Consider the following 23,137-nt stretch of genomic DNA (forward strand, 5'->3'; position numbering starts at 1 on the left):
CGGACCGCAGCGCTGTGTGGCGGATGAAAAGCTATCGGGATGCACCTGCAAAAGCAGGGCGCGGCCCCGGAAAGCGCAAAAAAAGGACCTGCGGAACGCACTGTGTGCGTTCCGCAGGTCCTGCTGGCAGTCCAGGAGTTGCCCCGGCGTGGGGGTGCCTAGAGCTGGTTGCCCAGCTTGAAGCCCTTGGAGGCTTCGCCCACGTAGGTGCCCTCGTCATCCCCGGCACGGGTGTAGGAGAACCCGTCGGCGCCGATGGTGACCTCCAGTTCGGAGTCATCGGTGCGCTCAACGATTTCCTGCACGTTGCCGTCCAGGTCCAGGACCTTGGAGGCCTCGGTGTACCAGGATGGGACGACCGGGTTGCCCCACCAGTCACGGCGCTGGTTGTCGTGCACGTTCCAGGTGATGGTCGGGTTGTCCGGGTCCCCGGTGTAGTAGTCCTGGGTGTAGATCTCGATGCGGTGGTCATCCGGGTCCAGGATGTACAGGTAGAACGCGTTGGACACGCCGTGGCGGCCCGGGCCGCGTTCGATGCGGTCCGAGATGCGCAGGGCACCCATCTTGTCGCAGATCTGGATGATGTTGTGCTTCTCGTGGGTGGAGAAGGCCACGTGGTGCAGGCGCGGGCCGTTGCCGCCGGTCAGGGCGGTGTCGTGCACGGTGCCCTTGCGGTGCATCCAGGCGGCGTAGGTGGTGCCCTCGTCATCCTGGATGTCCTCGGTGACGTGGAAGCCCAGGTCCTCCAGGTACTTGCGTCCGCGCGGCACGTCCGGGGTCACCTGGTTGAAGTGGTCCAGGCGCACCAGCTCGCCGGCCGAGTACAGGTCGTAGCGCATGTGCAGGCGCTCGACGTGGGTGGTCTCGAAGAAGAACTCGTACGGGAAGCCCAGCGGGTCCTCCACGCGCACCGCGTCCCCGATGCCCTTGACGAAGCCGTCCTTGCGGCGCTCGATACGGCAGCCCAGCTCCTTGTAGTAGGCCTCGGCCGCATCCACGTCCTCGTTCGAGCGCACGCGGAAGGCCATGGCCTTCAGTGCGGCGACCGGGCCCTGGGTGAGCACCAGGTTGTGGTGGATGAACTCCTCGAAGGACCGAAGGTAGACCTGGTTCTCGTCCTCGTAGCTCACGTGCAGGCCCAGCACGTCCACGTAGAACTCGCGGGACTTGGCCAGGTCGGTGACGACCAGTTCGGCGTACGCGCAGCGCAGGATGTCCGGGGCCGGGACCGAGGGCTTGGGGATCTCGTTGCTCATGTTCTTGCTCCTTTGCAAATAATTCTTGGGGTACTAGCCGTCGATCTTGGCTGCGTCGGCGGCACCGAACTTCGGGGTGTGCACCTCGCCCAGGGTGATGTGCACGGCCTGCTGGTCGGTGTAGAAGTCGATCGAGCGGTAGCCGCCCTCGTGGCCCAGGCCCGAGGCCTTCACGCCGCCGAACGGCGAACGCAGGTCGCGCACGTTGTGGGAGTTCAGCCACACCATGCCGGCCTCGATGTTCTGGGCGAAGTTGTGGGCCCGCTGCAGGTCGTTGGTCCACAGGTAGGCGGCCAGGCCGTACTTGGTGTTGTTGGCCAGCTGCAGGGCCTCTTCCTCGGTGTCGAACGGGGTGATCGCCACGACCGGGCCGAAGATTTCCTCCTGGAAGATCCGGGCATCGGGCTTCACGTCCACGAACACGGTCGGTGCCACGTAGGAGCCGTTCTCCTGGCCCTCGGGCAGGTTCTCCGGGCGTCCTCCGCCGGCGACCAGGCGGCCCTCGGACTTGCCGATTTCCACGTAGCTCATGACCTTGTCGTAGTGCTCGGGGTGCACCAGCGCGCCGACCTGGGTGTCCGGGTCGTGCGGGTCGCCGACCTTGATGTTCTTGGCGCGCTCGGCGTAGGCCTGGATGAACTTCTCGTAGATGCCGCGCTGGACCAGGATGCGCGACCCGGCGGTGCAGCGCTCACCATTCAGTGAGAACACGCCGAACAGGGTGGAGTCGATGGCCGCATCGAAGTCGGCGTCCTCGAACACGATGGCCGGGGACTTGCCGCCCAGCTCCATGCTCATGCCCTTCAGGTTCTCCGCGCAGTTGCGGAAGATCAGCTGGCCGGTGGAGGATTCGCCGGTGAAGGAGATCAGCGGCACGTCCGGGTGCTTGACCAGCGCGTCGCCGGCTTCCTCACCGATGCCGTTGACCAGGTTGAACACGCCCTTGGGCAGCCCGGCGTCCTCAAAGATCTTGGCCCACAGGGAGGCCGAGAGCGGAGTGAACTCCGCCGGCTTGAGCACCACGGTGCAGCCCGAGGCGATCGAGGGGGCCAGCTTCCAGGATTCGAGCATGAACGGGGTGTTCCACGGGGTGATCAGCCCGGCCACACCGATCGGCTTGCGGTTCACGTAGTTCAGCTGGGAGCCCGGGACCTTCAGCGCGGTGTCGTGCTGGGCCACGATCAGGTCGGCGAAGAAGCGGAAGTTCTCCGCTGCGCGGCGGGCCTGGCCGCGGGCCTGGGTGATCGGCAGGCCGGTGTCGAAGGTCTCCATCTCGGCCAGGCGGTCCTCCTGGGCCACCACGGCGTCGGCGATCTTGTACAGCACGTTGGCGCGCTCGCGCGGCTTCATGCGCGGCCACGGGCCGTTCTTGAAGGCCTCGGTGGCGGCGGCGACGGCGGCGTCGATGTCCTCCTTCTGCCCTGCGGCGGCGTTCACGTACGGCTTGTTGGTCACCGGGTCCAGCACCTCGAAGGTCTTGCCGCCGATGGAATCGACGAACTCACCGTTGATGTAGTGCTGGATCTTGCTGGGCAGGTTCTCCGGAACGAAGTGCTTGCTCATGGCTGTGTCCTTTCGCGTTGCGTTGCAAAGACGGTCAAAAAACTTGTGGTCGAAAATCTTAGGTGCTGCTGGTTTGCCTAGATGGGGGAGGGCTCCATGCCCGCCGCCCTGAGGTAGGCGTTCAGCGTGTTGGTGCGGTGCCGCCGGGCCGCCTGCTCGATCTGCTCGGCGGACGCCCCGTCCTCCAGCAGGTCCAGCAGGTGCTCGTGCTCCTGGACCGACTGCAGTGCCCGGTGCGGGATGTGCGAGAAGGAGGAGGAGCGCATCGCCGCCAGGCGCCGCCACCCGCGCTGGACCAGGTCCAGGATGTGCGGGTTCGGGCACTGGCAGTACAGCAGCTTGTGGAATTCGGTATTCAGTTGGGTGAAGGCCACCGGGTCGAAGCTGTCCAGGCACTCGCGCATCTTCTGGTTCACCTCACGCGCCGCCTGGCGCAGGGACTGATCCATCAGCGGTGCGGCCAGCGCGGTGGCGGCCGGCTCGATCACCGACAGGGTCTGCATGGTGTGCAGGTAGAGGGTGGAATCGATTTGCGCCACCGTGGCCCCCACGTTGCGCGTGAAGTTCACCAGCCCCTCGGCCTCCAGCCGCCGGATCGCCTCGCGCACCGGAACCACCGAGCAGCCCAGCTCCTCGGCGATGGTTCCCAGCACCAGGCGGTATCCGGGGGAGTAGGCCCCGTTGTTGATCCGCTCGGAGATGGTGGCGTAGGCCGCTTCGGACTTCGAGGGGGTCATGGCTAGAGTTCCCAGCTGTCCAGGTCCGGGCTGCCAGCCTGCTGCCAGGCCTGGTACTTGGCCTTCCAGTCCGCGTTCATCGGGAACAACCCGTCGATGACGTGCCCGCGCTGGACCATGGCGAAGATGAACTCATCGGACTTCTCGGTGGCCAGCGCCGCATCGGCGACCTCGGCGACCAGGTGCGGCGGGATGACCACGATGCCATCCGAATCGGCCACGATCACATCCCCGGGCTGCACGGTAACCCCACCGCAGGCCACGGTGATGTCCTTGTCCCAGGCCACGTGGCGCCGGCCCAGCACGGCCGGGTGGGCGCCGTTGTAGAACACCGGAATATCCAGTCCGGTGACCGCGTCCAGGTCGCGCACGCCGCCGTCGGTGATGATGCCGGCCGCGCCCAGGGTCTGGCTGCGCAGGGCCAGGATGTCGCCCAGGGTGGCGGCCCCGGTTTCCCCACGCGCCTCCATGATCAGCACCTCGCCGTCGCCCAGCGAATCGATGGACTGCTTCTGGGTGTTGTAGCCGGCCCCGTGCTTCTTGAACAGATCCTCGCGGTTGGGCACGTAGCGCAGCGTGCGGGCGGTGCCGATGACCCGCTGCATGCCCTTGGTGGCGCCGGGCACCTGGATGTTCACGTTGTTCAGCCCCAGCTTGCGCAGGGTGGCGGACAGGGTGGCGGTGGCCACGGCCTCCAGCTTGGCGCGCACCTCATCGGTGAGCACGTCCTTGCCGGTGATGATCGGCTCCAGTCCGGCGGCGGCGCGGTCACCGTAGGCGTCTTCCTTGTCCTTCTCGGTGACCTTGGGCTGGTTGCCAAAGGCGGCGAAGGCATCGGTGCCCTCCACGGCGGTGGTCTTCAGCTTGCCGGTGCTGGCCCCGGAGACCAGGTCGGTGACCTCAACCTCGACGACATCGCCGGGGAAGAAGACGGTGGAGCCGGCAGGGGTGCCGGTGAGGATGACGTCCCCAGGCAGCAGGGTCATCTGCTGGGAGAGGTCGGCAATGATCTGGGCGAAGGAGAAGAGCAGCTCGGAGGTGTCGGCATCCTGGGCGAGTTCACCGTTGACCCAGGTCTGCACGCGCAGCTTGGCCGGATCAATGCTTGCCGCCTCTAAAGCGTTCGGGCCCATCGGGGTGTAGCCGTCCCCGGACTTGGAGCGGATGTTCGAGCCCTTGTCGGCGTACTTCATGTCATGCACGCCCAGGTCGTTGGCGGCGGTGACCTGGCCAACGTGGCCCCAGGCGTCCTCGACGGAAACGCGGCGGGCGGCCTTGCCGATGATCAGGGCGATCTCACCCTCGAAGGCCAGCAGCTCGGTGCCGGCCGGGCGCTCGACGGTCGAGCCGGAAACTGCCAACGAGGAGGAGGCCTTCATGAAGTAGCTGGGGTACTTCGGGGTGCGTCCGCGCTGGGCGGCCCGCGAAGCGTAGGACAGGTGCACGGCCAGCACCTTCCCTGCCTGCGCGAAGGTCGACTCGTTGACCGAAACCGAGGTGCTCATTGATTCTCCCACTTCTTCGTACATCAAATCGTATACGATCAGTGTGCGCTGAATCTCTTAGGGTGTCAAGCGGGAAAAATTCGACGGTCGGTACGCGACGAAAATCGGCGGGTACAGGGGAATGGCCTTGCGCGGCTAGTCTTCCCATGGGTCAAATGGAACGCATCCTCGTGACTTTCCAGTTGTATCGAGCAAGCGCCCGTATATTTTCGTCATTCGAGTGATAACTCGCTGATCGGCCACCTCAATCTCGGGAAAGGTAGTTGTTAGACGATCAATCATTGTCCCGACGTCTGGGAGATCGTGAAGACCTGCGATCCAGACTATGTTTGTACTACTTACTACTGCTGCGCAAAAACGAGTTTCCTTCCAAGCGCCTAAGTCGCGTGCTATACGCTCGCTATCTAGAGAAGGCGTCCTAACCAAGACGAATAAGCCGAGTGGCAGATCAAACGACGGCCTCGCTACATCGCATCTATAAGTGATCTCGTTGGAAGCCTGCAGTTGAAAGAGGCGCCGACGTACAATTTCTGTCGATAAGGACAGCTCCGCAGCTAAATCGGCCAACGGTTTTCGGGCGTCTCTTGCGAGAGCGAGGAACAACCGTCTGTCTTTTTTGCTAAGAGGTGGAAACCTGCGCGTCGTATGCCCCTCTGAATGGACTCTAAGGTGCGATTCATCGCCAGCGGGCAAGATTCCTTGCCGCCAGTCCACCCCACCTGTGATTTGCCAAAAGATGCTGAATTTCACTTGGGATGTCTTCGTCAGGTCTGGAAGTCGCTCATGAATAGTGTGTATGACACCGTTGACATTTGTGGACCCAATTATGCAGAACAGATTGTATTCGCCTGTAGTTTGACCCACTGTAAAGATCTGTGGGTGCTGGTTCAGCTGATTAAGCAGGTGCTCTAAACGATCTAGCTCGCATCGAATCTCAACTACGACCCCATAACTTTGCGAGGGATGAAGCGCAATGCTCGTCCAAGCTAACCCAAGCGTATGTAGCCTGTTCCATCTTCGCGCAACGGTGACTTCTGAGAGACCAAGAGCTTTTCCGACTGACGCCCATGTAGCTCTCGGAGATGCTTGAAGCGCATCCACGATCTCCAAATCCGTTGCATGAACCTTATAGCTCATCCTTTAAGTCTCCAGACAGAGAGTGTCGAATCCGTCTTTATCATCCACTTCTGAACGATTTTCCTTCAATTTTTAAAATGGTGTGATTCACATCCTAGTGTGGCTGTAGTCAGAGAGGACATTCATGAAACGACTATCGTCACCCCGTTCCGCGGTAGCTTCGAGCCGATCGTCGGCAGAAGAAAGCGTCTATCGAAAAATCAATAGAAGGCTACTCCCGTTCCTGCTGCTCTGTTATACATTCGCGTACCTCGATCGCGTGAACATCGGTTTCGCAAAATTGCACATGCAAGAGGACATCCCGGCTATCACTGAAGCGGTCTTCGGTATCGGTGCCGGACTGTTTTTCTTGGCCTACGCGATCCTAGAAATCCCCAGCAACATGGTCATGCACAGAATTGGAGCTCGCAAGACCATTACACGCATCATGGTTCTGTGGGGAATTGTCTCCGCCTCGATGCTCTTCGTTCGCGACGAATTTAGTTTTTACGCTTTGCGGATCTTACTGGGAATATTTGAGGCCGGATTTGCTCCAGGTATCATCCTGTATCTCACGTATTGGTTCCCTGCTAAAAGAATGGCAGCAGCGATGGGAATCTACATGCTGGCTGGTCCAATTGGTTCTATTCTCGGGTCGGGAGTATCAGCCGCGATTATTTCTGCCATGGATGATCTACTTGGCATGGCCGGTTGGCAGTGGATGTTCCTTGTCCAGGGTATCCCGTGTCTCTTGCTTGGGTACCTATTTTGGAAACTCATGTACGATCGACCAGATGACGCGCCTTGGCTCACTGCTGCCGAAAAGGCCATAGTCCGTCGTGTCATAACCGAAACGGATGCTGCCCGCATTGACCATCGTTTCGTAGATGTTCTCAAAAACCCAGCAGTCTATGTGATGGCGGTTGCGTATTTCGGTATCATGTGCGGAATCTATGCCGTCAGTTTTTGGCTACCGACAATTCTTAGTGACAACGGAATTAGAAATAATTTAACTGTTGGTTTATTGGCGGCAATACCTTACGTACTTACTATCCCTACGATGATTTTTTTGAGTAAGAGTTCGGACAGGACGCAAGATAGGCACTGGCACACCATCTTCCCAACCATCCTCGCCGCAGTCGGCTTGACATTAGCTGCATTCACCAGTTCAAACTTCTTATTTTCGTTCACGGCACTTTGCGTCGCCATCTGTAGCGCGTGGGGTGCTTACACAGTCTTTTGGGCGGTTCCGAGTCAGCACTTTGGTGGAACTGCAGCTGCTGGGGGAATTGCTCTGATTAACACCGTAGGAATCTTGGGCGGCTTTGTCGCACCTACGCTCTTGGGCTTTGTCAAACAGGCGACTGGCTCTACCCAGGGCGGGTTGCTCGCCATGGTTGGACTCTTGGGCCTTTCCGCCCTTGCGTTGTTCCTTCTCCCCAAATCGTTGAAGCTCAAAAGAAATGAGGTTTTAAATTGAAACGTATTATAATTGCCGGGTTCCTTCACGAGACTAATACCTTTGCGCGATCCGTAGCGGATTGGGCAAACTTTGAGAATGGCGAGGGATTTCCTCGAATGCATAGAGGAGGGGAAGTTCTTGAACTTAGAAAAGTAAATGTCCCTATAGGTGGTTTCATATCAGCAGCAAACGACGATTGGAGTCTCCTTCCTGTCATTTGGTGTGCTGCTTCACCTTCGGGGCCAGTGACTAATACCGCTTATGAACGGATCGTACGTTTAATAACTGACGCCTGCGAAGAATCTCGTCCTGATGGTGTATATCTTGATTTGCATGGTGCCATGGTGACTGAGAAATACAATGACGGTGACGGAGAGCTTATTCGGCGGGTAAGAGCGGTCGTTGGTCCAAATATCCCCATAGTTGTTAGCTTGGATCTTCACGCGAATATAAGTGACGGAATGCTCAACCACGCTGACGCCATGGTGGCCTACAGAACGTACCCCCACATCGACATGGCAGAAACAGGAATTGCAGCCGCGCGCTTGCTTGGCCGTTGCCTGGCGGGCGAACGATTGGTGATGGCGCGAGAGCGCATCGACTTCCTTATACCTACTATTTCCGGCAGTACCATGTCTACTCCAGCGAGGGACATCTTCTCGGCTCTGTGTGCTTCGGAAGGGGAAAGCGTTTTATCAGTAGCGATGGCCTTTCCGGCCACAGATGTTCCAGATTGCCAGCCTTGCGTTTTTGGATACGGCTCGGACGAAACCCTGCTAAAGGCAAGAATCCACGAACTGGCAGAGACAATCCGAAACCTAGAAGCGGATTTTGCCTTGCGCGCCCTACCGACGGCAGAAGCCCTGGATGCGGCCGAGGCTGCCGTCGCGGCAGGTCGTGCCCCTGTCGTTATTGCGGATACTCAAGATAATCCGGGCGCTGGAGGCGATGGAAACACGAACGGTCTACTAGCGGAACTACTTCTCAGAGACGTTCCGAAAAGCGCTGTTTGTTCCATTTTTGATCCTCACGTCGTTGCTACGGCTATTGAAGCGGGCGAAAACGAGACTGTGACAATTAAGCTGAAAGGATCCCAGATTGAAGGAGACCCCGAAATAGAGGGGATTTTCACGGTGGAGAGGATCACTGCCGGGTTCGTGCGTTTTGAAGGACCAATGATGAATGGCAACGAACTGTCCGTCGGGCCCTCGGTGCTACTTCGCAAGGGGAATATACGAATCATTGTTAACAGCCACAAGGCGCAAACTATGGACAGGAACCAATTCCGCGCACCAGGGGTAGAGCCCGAGACTCAAAACATTCTAGTAGTTAAGAGCTCAGTTCACTTCAGGGGCGATTTTGAGGATATCGCTGGGCAGGTGATTGTCGCCCTCTCGCCTGGCCCGTTCCCCGCCGATCCAGCCAAGTTGCCATGGAAGAACCTGAAAAATGGGGTCCGTCTCGGACCGAAGGGGCCCGCTTTTGCGTCCAGTACGGGTGCGGGGCGAAACCAAAAGCCATAAGAGTTGCCCGGGAATTGCGGTCCTTCAGCAGCTGAGACATTCCACATTGAGAGATTGTTACATGCACGCGCATGGATTGTGACAGGATCTACCAGCAACGATTCTGGGAATCTTCTACTAAGAAATTGAGTCAAAGGTACTTCTTCTCTCGTAGTCTTTTTCACCGGGGGAGATAAGTCAGCCAAATGTGTGTAACCGGTATCCGTGCATTGACTACCAGTACATGACGGATAAGCGTACGGCAAAACAGTTATTGGGGTGCAGGCGTGTTCAAGCCGTTGGATTGAGTAGGGTTGCTGCCTTAAGAAAGCACGCGGTGAAACAGCGTTTTTCCTGAGACTTCGGATTTTGGAAACTTGGGGGTTCCCCTATCATTATGAGTATTGGTCGGGCGAAGTTCACCGCAACCGGATATGCCTACTAGGCCCATGGGGATGGGGTACCGAGTTGGCAGACGCATTGGGGAATGCCTTCCGGGCGCGTTATGCGAGACTTCGCCCGACCCAAGCTCTTAAGCCGTCGCTCGCTCATAGGGCGCAGGCACAAAACAGGCTGGCTGTAGTTTTCAGGGACTACAGCCAGCCTGTTTTTCGTCCGACCGAACTCATTGGAATTCGGAAGCTGGAGGACTATGCGTCGAGGAACTTCAGTGCCGCGGTCTTGAACTCGCGACTGGTTACTGCGCTGGCGTGATTCCGCCCGGCCAGCCATACGACTTCGGTGTCCGCTCCGGCTTCACGAAGCAGGCGCCGCAGGTACGGCATGGTGGTGGCCAAGTCGTCCTGGTCCCCGGCGACGAGCAGGGTCGGCGTGGTCGGCACCGCTTCGGCCGGATCGTAGGGTTCGGTCTTGATGCCGTCGATCAGCTTGAACAGCGCATTGAAATCGTTGGCTTTCTCGTTGATCGCAATCGACATCACCTTTGCCGTGTATTCATCAGCGATTGACTCACCGGTGGCCACGAAATTGCGCGCCTCATTCAAGGCGAAGGCGGCCAGCGGGTCCAGGCTGCCGGGGCCTCCGATGATCAGGCGGCGGACGAGCTCGGGATGCTTGGCGGCCAGCTCCCAGCCCAGGCGCGCGCCCAGGGAGTAGCCCAATACGTCAACCGGGCCACCCAGGGATTCGACCACCTTGGCCAGGGCAAGGTGGATGCGGCTCGGGGCCCAGCTGCCGTCGTTGCGGTTCGGGTCCTCTCCGTGGCCGGGCAGATCCACCAGCGCCACATTGCGCCCATTTTCGGTGAAGTGCCGAACCCATCCGGAGCGTTCCCAGTTTAGGTCTGCGGAGGAGGCGAAGCCGTGGATCAGCAGCACGGTTGGTGCACTGGCCTCGGTGTTCGCGGGGATAACTCGAAGATTAAGATCCAAGGTCATGCTCAAAACTATATGTCACTGCGGTCACAAATCGTTCTTCGGGTGGAAGCCTCGGAGAGTTAATGTCAGAATGACTCTAACCAAATTCCAATCGGCCGGTCATCACCCTAAACAAGCAGCCGGCAAATCAGGAGGCCTTGATGAGCATCCCGCTGGGATCAGCCAACGTGGCAGAACGGCGCAACATGCCACCGGCGTTGGCCGTTTCCACGGTGATCTTCGGTATCCGGCCCATCGACGGCGGCCGAGCACAATTGTGGCTACCGCTGGTGCGCCGCGTTCGCCAACCCCACGCCGGACAGTGGGCCCTGCCCGGTGGCCCCGTGGGACCCCGCGAGTCCCTTGGCACCGCCGCCAGCCGCACCCTGGCTAGCACCACCGGGCTGCGGCCGAGCTACCTGGAACAGCTCTACACCTTCGGTGACCCGGACCGTTCACCCAGCCAGCGATTGGTGACCATCGCGTATTTCGCGCTGGTCACCGAGGCCCAGGTGGGCGCCACTGTGGAGGACGAGAACGTGGCCTGGTTCGCGCTGGATGATCCCGTCCTGGAGAACCTGGCATTCGACCACCGGCAGATCATCGACTACGCGCTGTGGCGGCTGCGCAACAAGGTCGAGTACGGGCAAATCGCCCACCGGCTGCTCGGCGAGCGCTTCACCCTGGCCCAGCTGCGGGCGGTGTACGAGGCCATGCTGGGCAAGGAACTTGACCCAGCCAACTTCCGCCGCCAACTCAAAGCCACCCAGAGCATTGTGGCCACCGACGAATACCTCGCCGGCGGCCAGCACCGACCACCCCGGCTCTACCGCTACGCGGGCAGCGGCCATGACCCACTGGAAGTAGATACCAACCATGAGTAGCCCTACCTTTTCCTCGACCATCACCCGGCTGACCCTCAACGCACCGGGCTCCACCTGCTCATCCGAACTCTCGGCCAACCCCTGGGACACCCCATCCGGTTACGGCCCCGGAGCTTCCCAGGGGGATCAGGCCCCGGCGAACTTCCCGCGGCAGCAGAAGTTGCCCCAGCAGTACCTCAGCGCCAGCGAGGAGGAACTTGATGCCCGCATCCGTGCGGCGAAGGAGACCCTGGGCGATGACGTGGTGCTGCTGGGCCACTTCTACCAGCGTGACGAGGTGGTCAAGTACGCCGACTTCGTGGGGGATTCCTTCCAGCTGGCCAATGCGGCACTGACCCGTGATGAGGCCAAGTACATTGTTTTTTGTGGTGTGCACTTCATGGCCGAAACCGCCGATGTGCTCTCCCGGGATGACCAGGCGGTGATCCTGCCGAACCTTTCGGCCGGATGCTCCATGGCGGACATGGCCGATGCCCCCAGCGTCCAGCAGTGCTGGGATGAGCTGATGGAGTTGTACCGGGACGAGGAGGATGACGGGCGCGCCGCGGTGATCCCGGTGACCTACATGAATTCCTCCGCGGCGTTGAAGGCGTTCGTGGGCCGCAACGGGGGATTGGTGTGCACCTCCTCGAACGCGAAGACCGTGCTGGAGTGGGCGTTCGAACGCGGCCGGCGGGTGCTGTTCTTCCCGGACCAGCACCTGGGCCGCAATACGGCCAAGGCGATGGGGATCCCCCTGGAACAGATGCCGCTGTGGACCCCACGCCGGGAACTGGGCGGCAACGATGCCGACACCCTGAACGCCGCCAAGGTGATCTTGTGGCACGGCTTCTGCTCCGTGCACAAGCGCTTCACCACCGCGCAGATTGACAAGGCGCGGGCCGAGCACGAGAACCTGCGGGTCATCGTGCACCCCGAATGCCCCATGGAGGTGGTGGACGCGGCGGACGAATCGGGTTCCACCGATTACATCTTCAAGGCCATCGCCGGGGCCACCGAACCGACCACCTTCGCCATTGGCACGGAGATCAACATGGTCAACCGGCTGGCCGAGCAGTACCCGCAGCACACGATCTTTTGCCTGGATCCGGTGATCTGCCCCTGCTCCACCATGTACCGGATCCACCCCGGCTACCTGGCCTGGGTGTTGGAGGAACTGGTGGCCGGGCGCATTGTGAACCGCATTGAGGTGCCGCAGGCCGAGCAGGCCGACGCCAAGACCGCCCTGGAGCGGATGCTGGCTGCCCGGCCATGACCCGGACCATCATTGTCGGCTCCGGGGCCGCCGGGCTGCTGTCCGCCTTGAGCGCGGTAGGCCGCGGCGTGCACCCGGTGCTGCTGACCAAGGACGGGCTGGGCACCGGCAACACCGAATGGGCCCAGGGCGGCATCAGCGCCCTGACCTCCCAGGGGCAAGCGGCCGGGGACACCGTGGCCAGCCACGTCGCCGATACCCTGGCCGCAGGGAACGGGCACGGCTCGGTCCAGGCCGTACAGACCCTGTGCGCCGCGGCGCCGGAAATCATTGACCAGCTCGAACAGCACGGGGTGGCCTTTGACCGCAGTGGGGACGGTGCCTACCAGCTGGGGCTGGAGGCCGCGCACAGCGCCCACCGGATCCTGCACATCAACGGGGACGCCACCGGCCAGGGGCTGAGCCGCGCTCTGGTCGCCGCCTGCCGGAGAGCAGAGCAGGCCGGAAACCTCAGCGTAATCGAGCACGCGCTGGTCACCGCCCTTGAACGCCGGCAGGATTCCGGGCACGCCGTGCGCTATCTGCGACACGGCAGCGAGCACACGCTGGCCGGGGACCGGGTGCTGCTGACCACCGGCGGCATTGGCGGGCTCTACCGGCACACCACCAACCCGGTGGGCGCGACCGGGGACGGCATCGCGCTCGCCGCCCGGGCCGGGGCAATAATCAGCGACATGGAATTCGTGCAGTTCCACCCCACCATGGTGGACACCGAAGCCCACCCGGGCGCGGGGATGATCAGCGAGGCGGTCCGCGGGGAAGGCGCCGTGCTGGTCACCGGCACCGGCGAGCGCTTCATGCCCGGGATTGATCCACGGGCCGAACTGGCGCCACGCGATGTGATTGCCCGGGCTATCCACGCGCAGAACATGGCCGGGCACCCGGTCTACCTGGATGCCCGGGCAGTGGAGCAGAACCAGGGCCGAGGTTTCCTTTCCCGTCGGTTCCCCTCCATTACCCGACGCCTACAGGCCTGTGGGCTGAACCTGGCACACGACCTGATCCCGGTGCGTCCGGCCCAGCACTATCTCATGGGAGGGATCTTCACCGACCTGGACGGACGCACCACCGTGCCCGGGCTCTATGCGGCCGGCGAGTGCGCGAACACCGCTGTGCATGGGGCCAATCGGCTGGCGAGCAACTCCCTGCTCGAAGCCCTGGTTTTCGCCCGCCGTGCCGTGAACGCCATGCTCACTGACCCGCCGCTGGCCCGGGCGGAGACGGCGGCGCTCGCCGTCCATCCACTGCCCGAAACCGAACCAGGCCAGGGGATGAGCCTTGGGCAGCTGCAGCAGCTGGCCACCGACCAGCTGGCAGTGCACCGCGACGGTCCCGGCCTGCGGGAAGCCATCACCCGGCTGCGGCAGGCCCAACCGGTGGCCGCAAGCCCCCGCGCCCGTCACGAGCTGGAGAACCTGCTGCTCATTGCCCGCCTGAGCGCCCACGCCGCCCAGGAACGCACCCACAGCCTGGGGGCGCATTATCGGACCGATCACCCCGAGCCGCACCCGGCAGCACGCACCTGCTGGCAGCTTCCGCTCAGCGAACAGACCACCACCAACACCTTCGAGGAAATCTACGCCTGATGAGTTCCATCCACCCTGTCCCGCGCTCCGTCATTGATGCCATTGTTTCGCTCGCCCTGCTGGAGGATTGCCCCCGCGGGGACATCACCGCCACCACCGTATTGGACGCGGCGGTCACCGCCCGCGCCGCCGTGGTGGCGCGCCAACCTGGCGTGCTTTCCGGCAGCGGCGTGTTCGAACGGGTCATGCAGCAGGTGGATCAGGACATCCAGGTCACGGCCCACCTCGCTGACGGGCAGCGCTTCGAGGTGGGGGACGAGCTGATCACCGTGAGCGGTCCGGCCGCCAGCATCCTCACCGCCGAACGGGTGGGGCTGAACCTGCTGCAGCGGATGAGTGCCATTGCCACCGCCACCGCCGGACTGGTGGGGAAGGTGGCGCACACCAAGGCGCGCATCGCCGACACCCGCAAGACCACTCCCGGCCTGCGGGCCCTGGAACGCTATGCGGTGCGCTGCGGCGGGGGAGTGAACCACAGGGACAACCTCTCCGAGGCGTTCATGGCCAAGGACAATCACCTGGCCCTGCTGGGGGACGGCAAGCAGCTGACCAGTGCGCTGCGCCAGGTGCGTTCCCGGCTCGGGCACACCACCGCCATGGAGGTGGAAGTCGATGACATCAGCCAGATCCCCGCGGTGTTGGCCGCCGGGGTGGATATGATCATGCTGGACAACTTTGCCCCGGCGGACATTCCGGCCGCCCTGGAACTCATTGACGGCCAGGCCATCGTTGAGGCCAGCGGAAACGTCAACGCCGCCACGGTCGCCGAGATCGCCGAAACCGGGGTGGACATCATTTCCTCCGGCGCCATCACCCATTCGGTGGTGGCCATCGATCTGGGATTGGATATGGTGATCGGATGATCTACATGGATGCCGCGGCGACCGCGCCCGCCCACCAGCAGGTGCTGGACACCATCAGTCCCTTGCTGACCCATGACTTTGGCAACCCGTCCTCCCGCCATGAGCTGGGGCGCAACGCCGAACGGGCGGTCAGCTGGGCCCGCAACACCGTGGCGAATGAGCTGGGGGTGGGGGAGCATGAAATCTACTTCACCTCCGGCGGCACCGAGGCCGACAACCTCGCCGTCATCGGTGCGGCCCTGGCGGCCCCACGGGGACGGAAGATCATCACCAGCGCCATCGAGCATCCCGCCGTGCAGGACGCGGCCGCGTTCCTGGCCGAACACCACGGTTTCACCCATGAGCTGATCCCCGTGGACCACGAGGGCGTAGTGGACCTGGCGGCCGCCGAGCGGCTGATCGATGCGAAGACCGCCGTGGTCTCGGTCATGGCCGTGAACAACGAGGTCGGCACCATGCAGCCCATTGCGCAGCTCGGACGCCTGGCCCGCGCGGCCGGCGCGTTCATGCACACCGACGCGGTGCAGGCCGCCGGATGGCTGGATTTGAGTGACTTGACCCCGCACGTCGATGCGCTGAGCATCTCCGGTCACAAGATTGGGGCGCTGAAGGGCACCGGGGTGCTCTACTACGCTGCCAACCACCCGATCGTGCCGCTGCTGCACGGCGGCGGCCAGCAGCGAGGGGTGCGTTCGGGGACCGAAAACCCGGCCGGTGCCGCCGGGATCGCCCGGGCCCTGCAAATCGTGCGCGAACAACGCGAGGCCGGGGCCGGGGAGGGCTACGGCCCCTACCTGATTGAGCGGATCACCGGCCAACTCAACGAGCAGTTCCCGGGATCGGTGGCGCTCACCGGGCACCCGACCCAGCGCATCGGCGGGATCGTGTCCCTGGTCTTCCCGCGCACCGCCGGGGAGACCGTGCTGATTGAGCTGGAACGTCACGGGGTGCTGTGCTCCTCCGGCTCGGCCTGCGCCGCCGGCTCCACCGATCCCTCCCCGGTGCTCAGTGCCATGGGGTACGAGCCGGAACTGGCGCATACCGCCATCCGGCTCTCCTTTACGCGTGGAATGAAGGAAAACGAGATCAGCCAGGTGGCTTCGGCGGTGATCAGCGTGATGCGCGGGCTGCTCGGCAAACGCTAGGCATCATCCGCAAAGCTGGCCGATCGGCCGAGGAGTTAACCATGCAAGGGGTGGGACGAATCGACTTCGTCCCACCCCTTGCCTGCTGTTTTGCTTGAGGTACCCCGGTTGCCGCCCTCGCCGGAGCGGCAGCTCCGGTCAGCGCAGGTACTTGCCCGAAACCCAACCGGTCTTGGAGGAGTACTTCACCTGGTACCAGCCCTTGGAGGTCTTGCCGGTCAGGCTGACCTTCTTGCCCTTCGGGATGGTCAGCAGGACCTTGTGGCCCGTGCCCGCCTTGGTGCGCAGGTTCAGGTTCGCGGTGGTCTTCTTGGTCTTCACCGAGCTCTTCGGTTTTGACGGGGAAGTCTGGGTCTTGGGCTTGCTGCCGGAGAAGCTGCCCAGGTAGGTGCCCGAAACCCAGCCGGTCTTGGAGGAGTACTTCACCTGGTACCAGCCCTTGGAGGTCTTGCCGGTCAGGCTGACCTTCTTGCCCTTCGGGATGGTAAGCAGGACCTTGTGCTTGGTGCTTACCCCGCTGCGCAGGTTCAGGTTCGCCTTCGTCTTGGCGCTCGAGGCGCCCTTGGGGGCCTGGGTCTTGGGCTTCTCCGCCTTCGGCTTGGCCTTGGCCACCCCGTAGTAGTGCTCCAGGGTCTTGGCCCCGGACTGGGTGTAGCTCTTGGCCAGGGACGTGCCCACATAGCGGAAGTGCCATGGTTCATAGGCGTATCCGGTCACCGACTCGTAGCCCTTGGGGTAGCGCAGAATGAAGCCGTACTTGTGGGCGTTCTTCGCCATCCAGCGCCCCACCTTGGTGGATTCGAAGCAGGCCTGCAGGCCGCACTGGTGGTTGGTGTTGCCCACGTCCACGGCCAGGCCGGTCTGGTGTTCACTGGTGCCGGGCTTCGCGGAGATCCGCTGGGCATACTTTGACCCGTACTGCTGGGTGTACTGCCGGAACAGCTGGGCCTGCCGGTCATAGGAGCGGTAGCCGCTGACCAGGGCAATGTTCACGCCCGACTTCTTCGCCGCCGTCTTCATCTTCAGGTAGGCGTCAGCCGCTTCGGGCCGAAGCCGGATGGAGGTGCCCCTTACCGTCTTGGTCTTGGGGACGTAGCGGGCCGGTGAGAGCGGATAGCTTTTGCTGACAAAGACATCAATGCGGCTGGCACCGCGCTGCAGCTTCCGGGCCGTCGGGACGAACGACGCCACGTCGGTGCTCGGGGCGGCCGCGGTGGTGATGCCCTGGGACTGCACCTGGGCCGGGGCGGCCGGTTCGAAGGCGGTGGCCGGAGCCAGCGAGGTCGCCACCAACGAAGCGGTAAACACGGTCGCCAGTGCCAGGCGGGTCGTGCCTTTCTTGGTCATGGGTTTTTCCTCACGAGTGATGAATGAGCTTCCCTTATTCCAGCATCAAGAACCCGACCGGACAAGGTTCTTCTAGAAAATGGCGCAAAGTTTCGCAGATAAGTCTGCCCCGGCAAATGGGGATAAGCCCCTTGTTCCCCTCACGTTCAACACTGCGAAACATTCGCTCTGGGCATGAGTTTCAAGCATCAGGAGGTGACCAGTAGTTTTGCGTTTCGCCCCGGGTCTGCAGGGCTTCATCCCGGTGGAGCGTCCAGCTGAGTTTGGTAGGTTAGCGACCATGCAAGTTCGGCAGGAAACCTTCGACGACAGGGCAGGGGTCTACGCAGTGGCCCATGCGGCATTCGCCAACTTCGACCCCTCGATTGAGCCGGCGGAGGTCGGCCTGCTGCAAGAGCTCTTCGACTGCCCCGCCTACGATCCAGTCTTCTCGATCGTGGCCTTGGATGAGACCGCCGTCATTGGACACGTGATCGCCAGCTGGGGGAGCGTGGACGGGCAATACCCGCTGCTGGGGCTCGGGCCGCTGGCGGTCGCCCCCGAATACCAGCACCGCGGGGTGGGCTCGATCCTGATGCAGGACATCCACGACCGTGCGCAGCAGCGCAACCTGCCAGGAATCGTGCTGCTCGGCCACGTGGACTACTACCGGCGTTTCGGCTACGAACCGGCTTCCGATCACGGAATCATCCCCTCCGACGCCGCCTGGGGCGAGAACTTCATGGTCAAGGTGCTCGACCCCCACCGTCTGCCCGCAGGCAACTACCGCTACGCCGCCCCCTTCGGCTGTTAGGACAGTTGCCCACCTCACTGCTCTACGGGGGTTCCGTCGCCTGTCAAGGGCGTAAATTTGCTAATCTATTGGGATCATGTCGAACCACTTGTTGCCCGTGAAGATTGACCGGGGCCAGGGCATGCCCGTGGTCCTGCTGCACGGCTTGGGGAACAACCACCACAGTTGGCATTTCGTCCTCGACGACCTGGATTACTCCCGGGTGCGGATCATTGCCGTGGACCTGCTTGGATTTGGGGATGCGCCGAAACCGGATGTTGAATACACCCTGCGGGACCACTCCTCGGCGGTCGCCGCGACCCTGAAGGACCTGGGGATTCAAAAGGCGGTCATTGCCGGCCACTCCATGGGCTGCAACATTGCCCTGGACCTGGCAGAGAAGGAACCGGACATGGTTGAGCGCCTGGTGCTCTTCGGTGCACCGCTCTACCGGCGCAAGCCACGCGGCGGCAAGCTGCGCAAGCTCTTGCGCGCCGAGGGCCTGTACTTCTCGCTGTTCGAACTGGTCTCCCGTTCCCCGGACGCGGTCCAAACCGGCGGAGGGCTGGCCGAGGAATACGTCCCGTTCATCAAGGGCATGGAAATCACCGAGGAAACCTGGCCGGCCTACCGCAAGAGCCTGCAAAACTCGATCATGCAATACGAGTCCTACCGGCAGGCCACCCGGCTGAAGCTGCCCATGCTGTTCGTCAACGGGGTGCTGGACTTCTTCATCATCCGCGGCAACACCACCCGGGCGTTCATGGCCAACCGCCGATTTGTGCGCATCCGCCGCAGCCGCGGACCGCATGAACTGACCCCGACCCAGGGAAAGCTCGCCGCGCGGATCATCAACCGGATGGCCAACCAGGCCAAGACCGGGCAGCGGGCCATCGACTAACAGCACAGTTCTCCCCGCCTGGCACCCGCTGTCCTGCTCCTCCCGATGTGCCGGTGCGCCGGTTCCTCGGCGTGCAAACCCTTGTGCCGGTGCCACGGGTACGGTAGACATCTACCATGGACGCACACCAGCTCCCGCGCGAGCTCTCCTTCACCGTTGCCGGGCACGTTGCCAAGCCGGTCGAGCAGGTCTACGAGGCGGTCGCGGATCCCGAGCAGCTTTCGCGCTACTTCACCACCGGCGGGGCCCGCGGCCGGCTGGAGGCCGGTAACTCGGTCACCTGGGATTTCCACGACTTCCCCGGCGCCTTCCCAGTGCAGGTGCTGCAAGCCGAGGCCCCGCGGCACATTGTGCTGCGGTGGGCAGGTGAGCACCTGGTGGCCGAGGACGGCATGAGCCGGGTGCAGTTCGACTTCGAGCCGGTCGATGAGGGCGCCCGCACCAAGGTGCAGATCAGCGAATCCGGCTGGCAGCCCAGCGAGGCGGGGATCCAGCGAGCCTTTGACAACTGCGAAGGCTGGACCTCGATGCTGGCGGCCTTAAAGGTCTGGCTGGAGCACGGCATCAATTTGCGCGAAGGATTCTACAAGTAACCTGAACGCCACCTGCGCCAACACCGCTCCGGTTCAGTATTGGCTGGGAGCTGGCCGGGTAATTGCCATGGCCTGTGTCACAGCGGCCCTTCACCTGCCTAGGGTGAGGCCATGCCAACACCTCAGGAAGCAACGAACGGGCAAGTCGCACTGGTCGCCGGTGCCTCACGGGGTCTGGGCCTGCTTGTGGCCCGGGAACTGGGACGGCGCGGCTACCGGCTAGTGATCTGCGCCCGCGAGGCGGAGGAACTGGACGCGGCCCGGGCAAAGCTGCATGCCGAAGGCCTCATGGTCGAATCCATGGTGTGCGATGTGGCGGACAACGGTGAGGTCACCAGCATGGTCTCGCGCATCGGGGCAACCCTGGGGCCCATCGAGGTGCTGGTCACCGTGGCCGGTGTCATCCAGGTCGGGCCGCTGCAGTCCCTGGAGCGTGAACACTTCGAACAGGCCGTGAACATCATGCTGTGGGGCCCGGTCAACCTGGCTTTGGCCGTGGTGGATTCCATGCGTGAACGCGGACGCGGGCACATTGCCACCGTCTCCTCCATAGGCGGGATGATCAGCGTGCCGCACCTGCTGCCCTACGGCACCGCCAAGTTCGGCGCGGTCGGCTTCTCCCAGGGGCTGCGCGCGGAGATGTCCGGCACCGGGGTCAAGGTCACCACCGTGGTGCCCGGGCTGATGCGCACCGGCTCCCACCTGCGCGCCGAGTTCACCGGCAACCAGCCGGGCGAGTACGGCTGGTTCTCGGTCGGTGCCTCCTTCCCGCTGGTGTCCATTGACGCCGAGCGGGCCGCCCGCCAGATCGTGCGCCGGGTATTGGAGGGCAGGGCGCTGGTGGTGCTCACCCCGCTGGCCAAGCTGGCCATCCGGGTCCACGGCCTGGCCCCGGCCACCACCGCGAACCTGCTGGGAGTTCTCGGGCGGATGCTGCCCGGGGCGCCGGGCAGTGAACAGGGCACCGTGACCGGGCACGAGGCCCGCGACCGGCTGCCGGGCCCCGCCCAGAAGGTGCTCGATGCGATTACGGTGCTTGGCCGCCGGGCCGCCGGGCGCTTCAACGAGGTGGGCGAAAAGGACGGGGCCGCACCCATGCCGGGGGACGGGGGCGCTTAATATGGCACCTCTACAGCGCCAATGGCAGAACATTTCAGGTTTCCCAGTCAGCCCCAAGGCTGCGTCCATGCAGGCACTAGGCACTGGACACGGCGGCGGGAGCAGATGGGATATTCAAAGTACCGGGGGACACCAACAGAGAGGAAACCCAATCTGCAAACAGCATCACGAATGCCTTCAGCATTGAGCTTCCAAGTTTCGGCAGACCGGCCCACACCCGCCGGCACTGACTCGAACGGCTCGTAGGACGTCACGCCCACCAGGGGCGCAGCACCCTTCGGACACCACACTTGGTTTCCGGACGGTTTCACAACACTGAACACCGACGCAAAGGAAAGAAACCATGATCAACAAGAACCAGATTGATGAACTGCTGAACACCGGCGGCACCGTGGTCGGCAGCGACGGCGAGAAGATCGGCAAGTTCGGACAGGTCTTCCTTGATGACCAGACCGGCGAACCGCAGTGGGTCACCGTGCGCACCGGATTGTTTGGAATGTCCGAAAGCTTCGTTCCGCTGGATGAAGCCAGCGTGCACGGGGACACCGTCACCGTGCCGTTCGACAAGCAGATCGTCAAGGATGCCCCGCGCATCGACGACGAGGACGGGCACCTGAGCCCGGCCGATGAGCAGGAGCTCTACCGCTACTACAACCGTTCCTACGACCGGCAGCAGAGCGTGGACCAGCGCACCGGCCGCGAGTCGGCGGGCCAGCTGCCCGCGGACCCGAACGACACCGCCCTGGCCGGGGGCGTGGGCAACGACCGGCTGGAGGATGACCGCCTGGCCGGCGACCGCCTGGGCACCGACCGCACGGCCGACGCCGGGGTCGGGTTCGATGACCGAGACACCGTGGGCCGGGATCGGGACGCCGGTGAGGGCATGACCCGCTCCGAGGAGCAGCTGCGCGTGGGCACCGAGAACGTGGAAACCGGTCGGGCCCGGCTGCGCAAGTACGTGGTGACCGAGAACGTGACCACCACCGTGCCGGTCAGCCATGAAGAGGTGCGCGTGGAACGCGAACCGATCACCGACGCCGATGCCGCCGGCACCGTGCGCGGCGGCGAGCTGGGCGAGGAGGAGCAGGAAGTGACCCTGCACGCCGAACGCCCGGTTGTTGACAAGGAAGCGGTCCCGGTGGAGAAGGTCCGCCTGGACACCGAGACCGTCACCGACGAGGAAAAGGTCACCGAGCAGGTCCGCAAGGAGCGGATCGAGGCCGAGGGCGATGGGGACATCATCGACCCGGAAACCGGTGAACGCACCCGTCGCACGGACCGCTAGGCAGTGCCGCCCGCGCCGCGGGCGGCACCATGGTCCGAATCCGAGAAGGAGGGGAACATGAGTACCAGTGCAGATAAGTCACCGCACGACGACCGTGACTCGGGGTTGACCCGCGGCGAGCGGCTGAACAACGAACGCGACCTGAACCGGGAGGCCGAGCTGGACCGCGAAGGCGAGCTGCGCCGGGACCGGAACCAGGGCCGGGACGCCGTCCCGGACGGGGAGGCCAGCGCCGAGCGCGCCCAACACCGGGCGGACACGCCGTCCGACCGGGTGGCCGAACGGGACCGGGAAAGCGTCGTGGCACGGGAGAAGCACATCTACGGCGGGATGAAGATCGGCTCAGCCTTCTTCGGCTGGCTGACCGCCACCGGCATGGGCGTGGTGCTCACCGCCCTGGTGGCCGCCGCCGGCACCGCCGTGGGGCTGAGCACCGGGGTCAACCCGGATGAGGTCGCCCAGAGCCTGAACCAGGACCCGCAGACGGTGGGCATGGTCGGGATCATCGTGCTGGGCGTCATCGTGCTCATCGCCTACTACTGCGGCGGCTACGTCGCCGGGCGCATGGCCCGGTTCGACGGCATGAAGCAGGGCCTGGCCGTGTGGCTGTGGGCCCTGGTGATCGCCATCGTGGTGGCGCTGCTGGGCTGGATTGGCGGCAGCCAGTTCAACGTCCTGGCCCAGGTCAACAGCTTCCCGCGGATCCCCGTGAACGAAGGGGACCTGACCACCGCCGGCATCATCGCCGCGGTCGTGGTCGCGGTGGTGGCCCTGGTTGGGGCGCTGCTGGGCGGCCTGGCCGGGATGCGCTTCCACCGCAAGGTCGACAAGGCCGGGCTGGATGTGGTCTAACGGGCCAACTAGGTGCCG

20 protein-coding genes are annotated in these 23,137 nt (G+C 63.2%); 13 read left to right on the forward strand and 7 right to left on the reverse strand.

All coding sequences use genetic code 11. From position 1 onward, the window contains the following. Positions 1-158 precede the first annotated feature (158 nt). The 5 genes from hpaD to GcLGCM259_RS15830 form a co-directional block, all read right to left on the reverse strand. Positions 159-1,256, reverse strand: coding sequence for a 3,4-dihydroxyphenylacetate 2,3-dioxygenase (gene hpaD, locus GcLGCM259_RS05730; protein ID WP_138926006.1), 1,098 nt, complete (start codon positions 1,254-1,256; stop codon positions 159-161). A 33-nt stretch (positions 1,257-1,289) separates the two neighbouring features. Beyond that, entirely contained in the window at positions 1,290-2,819 is a 1,530-nt protein-coding gene (gene hpaE / locus GcLGCM259_RS05735) for a 5-carboxymethyl-2-hydroxymuconate semialdehyde dehydrogenase (protein ID WP_138926007.1), read from the reverse strand. Positions 2,820-2,896: 77 nt separating this feature from the next. Continuing rightward, on the reverse strand, positions 2,897-3,556 hold the full coding sequence (locus GcLGCM259_RS05740; RefSeq protein WP_138926008.1) for a GntR family transcriptional regulator: 660 nt from the start codon (positions 3,554-3,556) through the stop codon (positions 2,897-2,899). A 2-nt stretch (positions 3,557-3,558) separates the two neighbouring features. Continuing rightward, positions 3,559-5,061, reverse strand: a complete 1,503-nt coding sequence (locus GcLGCM259_RS05745; protein WP_138178150.1) for a fumarylacetoacetate hydrolase family protein — start codon at positions 5,059-5,061, stop codon at positions 3,559-3,561. A gap of 135 nt (positions 5,062-5,196) precedes the next feature. Next, the gene (locus GcLGCM259_RS15830; RefSeq protein WP_138178148.1) at positions 5,197-6,198 is read right to left on the reverse strand and encodes an Lrp/AsnC family transcriptional regulator; all 1,002 of its coding nucleotides are present in this window, start codon (positions 6,196-6,198) and stop codon (positions 5,197-5,199) included. 124 nt (positions 6,199-6,322) lie between these two features. Here GcLGCM259_RS15830 and GcLGCM259_RS05755 point away from each other — a divergent pair, with 124 nt between their 5' ends. Both GcLGCM259_RS05755 and GcLGCM259_RS05760 read left to right on the forward strand, forming a co-directional pair. Further along, the gene (locus GcLGCM259_RS05755) at positions 6,323-7,657 is read left to right on the forward strand and encodes an MFS transporter (RefSeq protein WP_138926009.1); all 1,335 of its coding nucleotides are present in this window, start codon (positions 6,323-6,325) and stop codon (positions 7,655-7,657) included. Further along, the gene (locus tag GcLGCM259_RS05760; protein ID WP_138178144.1) at positions 7,654-9,162 is read left to right on the forward strand and encodes a M81 family metallopeptidase; all 1,509 of its coding nucleotides are present in this window, start codon (positions 7,654-7,656) and stop codon (positions 9,160-9,162) included. Before GcLGCM259_RS05755 ends, GcLGCM259_RS05760 begins: the two co-directional genes overlap by 4 nt. Before the next feature lie 629 nt (positions 9,163-9,791). On the opposite strand, the gene GcLGCM259_RS05765 is transcribed toward GcLGCM259_RS05760, so the two are convergent. Then, positions 9,792-10,538, reverse strand: coding sequence for an alpha/beta fold hydrolase (locus GcLGCM259_RS05765; RefSeq protein WP_138178142.1), 747 nt, complete (start codon positions 10,536-10,538; stop codon positions 9,792-9,794). Between the two features lie 140 nt (positions 10,539-10,678). On the opposite strand from GcLGCM259_RS05765, the gene GcLGCM259_RS05770 reads away from it, so the two are divergent. From GcLGCM259_RS05770 to GcLGCM259_RS05790, 5 genes are read left to right on the forward strand one after another with little or no spacing between them, the layout of a single operon-like run. After that, on the forward strand, positions 10,679-11,401 hold the full coding sequence (locus GcLGCM259_RS05770; protein ID WP_138926010.1) for an NUDIX hydrolase: 723 nt from the start codon (positions 10,679-10,681) through the stop codon (positions 11,399-11,401). After that, positions 11,394-12,656, forward strand: a complete 1,263-nt coding sequence (gene nadA / locus GcLGCM259_RS05775) for a quinolinate synthase NadA (RefSeq protein WP_138926011.1) — start codon at positions 11,394-11,396, stop codon at positions 12,654-12,656. The genes GcLGCM259_RS05770 and nadA overlap by 8 nt, the downstream gene beginning before the upstream one ends. Further along, positions 12,653-14,242, forward strand: coding sequence for an L-aspartate oxidase (locus GcLGCM259_RS05780; RefSeq protein WP_138926012.1), 1,590 nt, complete (start codon positions 12,653-12,655; stop codon positions 14,240-14,242). Before nadA ends, GcLGCM259_RS05780 begins: the two co-directional genes overlap by 4 nt. Beyond that, positions 14,242-15,105, forward strand: a complete 864-nt coding sequence (gene nadC / locus GcLGCM259_RS05785; protein WP_138926013.1) for a carboxylating nicotinate-nucleotide diphosphorylase — start codon at positions 14,242-14,244, stop codon at positions 15,103-15,105. The genes GcLGCM259_RS05780 and nadC overlap by 1 nt, the downstream gene beginning before the upstream one ends. Further along, positions 15,102-16,250, forward strand: coding sequence for a cysteine desulfurase family protein (locus GcLGCM259_RS05790; protein ID WP_138926014.1), 1,149 nt, complete (start codon positions 15,102-15,104; stop codon positions 16,248-16,250). The genes nadC and GcLGCM259_RS05790 overlap by 4 nt, the downstream gene beginning before the upstream one ends. A 138-nt stretch (positions 16,251-16,388) precedes the next feature. Here the strand turns inward: GcLGCM259_RS05790 and GcLGCM259_RS05795 are convergent, their stop codons facing one another. Then, the gene (locus tag GcLGCM259_RS05795) at positions 16,389-17,597 is read right to left on the reverse strand and encodes a D-alanyl-D-alanine carboxypeptidase family protein (protein WP_138926015.1); all 1,209 of its coding nucleotides are present in this window, start codon (positions 17,595-17,597) and stop codon (positions 16,389-16,391) included. 280 nt (positions 17,598-17,877) lie between these two features. Here GcLGCM259_RS05795 and GcLGCM259_RS05800 point away from each other — a divergent pair, with 280 nt between their 5' ends. The 6 genes from GcLGCM259_RS05800 (at position 17,878) to GcLGCM259_RS05825 (ending at position 23,119) form a co-directional block, all read left to right on the forward strand. After that, on the forward strand, positions 17,878-18,390 hold the full coding sequence (locus tag GcLGCM259_RS05800) for a GNAT family N-acetyltransferase (RefSeq protein WP_138926016.1): 513 nt from the start codon (positions 17,878-17,880) through the stop codon (positions 18,388-18,390). 76 nt (positions 18,391-18,466) lie between these two features. Then, positions 18,467-19,270, forward strand: coding sequence for an alpha/beta fold hydrolase (locus tag GcLGCM259_RS05805; RefSeq protein WP_138926017.1), 804 nt, complete (start codon positions 18,467-18,469; stop codon positions 19,268-19,270). Between the two features lie 116 nt (positions 19,271-19,386). Further along, positions 19,387-19,863: an SRPBCC family protein gene (locus GcLGCM259_RS05810; RefSeq protein WP_138926018.1), complete on the forward strand. Its 477-nt coding sequence runs from the start codon at positions 19,387-19,389 to the stop codon at positions 19,861-19,863. Between the two features lie 111 nt (positions 19,864-19,974). Continuing rightward, positions 19,975-20,982 carry an SDR family NAD(P)-dependent oxidoreductase gene (locus GcLGCM259_RS05815; RefSeq protein WP_138926019.1) on the forward strand — a complete coding sequence of 336 codons (1,008 nt, stop codon included), beginning with the start codon at positions 19,975-19,977 and terminating at the stop codon, positions 20,980-20,982. A 343-nt stretch (positions 20,983-21,325) separates the two neighbouring features. Continuing rightward, positions 21,326-22,267: a PRC and DUF2382 domain-containing protein gene (locus tag GcLGCM259_RS05820; RefSeq protein WP_138926020.1), complete on the forward strand. Its 942-nt coding sequence runs from the start codon at positions 21,326-21,328 to the stop codon at positions 22,265-22,267. Positions 22,268-22,324: 57 nt separating this feature from the next. Beyond that, positions 22,325-23,119 (forward strand): YrzE family protein, encoded by a 795-nt coding sequence (locus GcLGCM259_RS05825; RefSeq protein ID WP_246049794.1) that lies wholly within the window; start codon positions 22,325-22,327, stop codon positions 23,117-23,119. The last annotated feature ends 18 nt before the right edge of the window (positions 23,120-23,137 follow it).

Source organism: Glutamicibacter creatinolyticus, from assembly GCF_006094275.1.
Lineage (GTDB): Bacteria > Actinomycetota > Actinomycetes > Actinomycetales > Micrococcaceae > Glutamicibacter > Glutamicibacter creatinolyticus.

Bases quoted from the DNA above. Each gene is read 5' to 3' on its own strand.
- hpaD (WP_138926006.1), bottom strand. From the start codon at position 1,256: ATGAGCAACGAGATCCCCAAGCCCTCGGTCCCGGCCCCGGACATCCTG.
- hpaE (WP_138926007.1), bottom strand. From the start codon at position 2,819: ATGAGCAAGCACTTCGTTCCGGAGAACCTGCCCAGCAAGATCCAGCAC.
- GcLGCM259_RS05740 (WP_138926008.1), bottom strand. From the start codon at position 3,556: ATGACCCCCTCGAAGTCCGAAGCGGCCTACGCCACCATCTCCGAGCGG.
- GcLGCM259_RS05745 (WP_138178150.1), bottom strand. From the start codon at position 5,061: ATGAGCACCTCGGTTTCGGTCAACGAGTCGACCTTCGCGCAGGCAGGG.
- GcLGCM259_RS15830 (WP_138178148.1), bottom strand. From the start codon at position 6,198: ATGAGCTATAAGGTTCATGCAACGGATTTGGAGATCGTGGATGCGCTT.
- GcLGCM259_RS05755 (WP_138926009.1), top strand. From the start codon at position 6,323: ATGAAACGACTATCGTCACCCCGTTCCGCGGTAGCTTCGAGCCGATCG.
- GcLGCM259_RS05765 (WP_138178142.1), bottom strand. From the start codon at position 10,538: ATGACCTTGGATCTTAATCTTCGAGTTATCCCCGCGAACACCGAGGCC.
- GcLGCM259_RS05770 (WP_138926010.1), top strand. From the start codon at position 10,679: ATGAGCATCCCGCTGGGATCAGCCAACGTGGCAGAACGGCGCAACATG.
- nadA (WP_138926011.1), top strand. From the start codon at position 11,394: ATGAGTAGCCCTACCTTTTCCTCGACCATCACCCGGCTGACCCTCAAC.
- GcLGCM259_RS05780 (WP_138926012.1), top strand. From the start codon at position 12,653: ATGACCCGGACCATCATTGTCGGCTCCGGGGCCGCCGGGCTGCTGTCC.
- nadC (WP_138926013.1), top strand. From the start codon at position 14,242: ATGAGTTCCATCCACCCTGTCCCGCGCTCCGTCATTGATGCCATTGTT.
- GcLGCM259_RS05790 (WP_138926014.1), top strand. From the start codon at position 15,102: ATGATCTACATGGATGCCGCGGCGACCGCGCCCGCCCACCAGCAGGTG.
- GcLGCM259_RS05795 (WP_138926015.1), bottom strand. From the start codon at position 17,597: ATGACCAAGAAAGGCACGACCCGCCTGGCACTGGCGACCGTGTTTACC.
- GcLGCM259_RS05800 (WP_138926016.1), top strand. From the start codon at position 17,878: ATGCAAGTTCGGCAGGAAACCTTCGACGACAGGGCAGGGGTCTACGCA.
- GcLGCM259_RS05805 (WP_138926017.1), top strand. From the start codon at position 18,467: ATGTCGAACCACTTGTTGCCCGTGAAGATTGACCGGGGCCAGGGCATG.
- GcLGCM259_RS05810 (WP_138926018.1), top strand. From the start codon at position 19,387: ATGGACGCACACCAGCTCCCGCGCGAGCTCTCCTTCACCGTTGCCGGG.
- GcLGCM259_RS05815 (WP_138926019.1), top strand. From the start codon at position 19,975: ATGCCAACACCTCAGGAAGCAACGAACGGGCAAGTCGCACTGGTCGCC.
- GcLGCM259_RS05820 (WP_138926020.1), top strand. From the start codon at position 21,326: ATGATCAACAAGAACCAGATTGATGAACTGCTGAACACCGGCGGCACC.
- GcLGCM259_RS05825 (WP_246049794.1), top strand. From the start codon at position 22,325: ATGAGTACCAGTGCAGATAAGTCACCGCACGACGACCGTGACTCGGGG.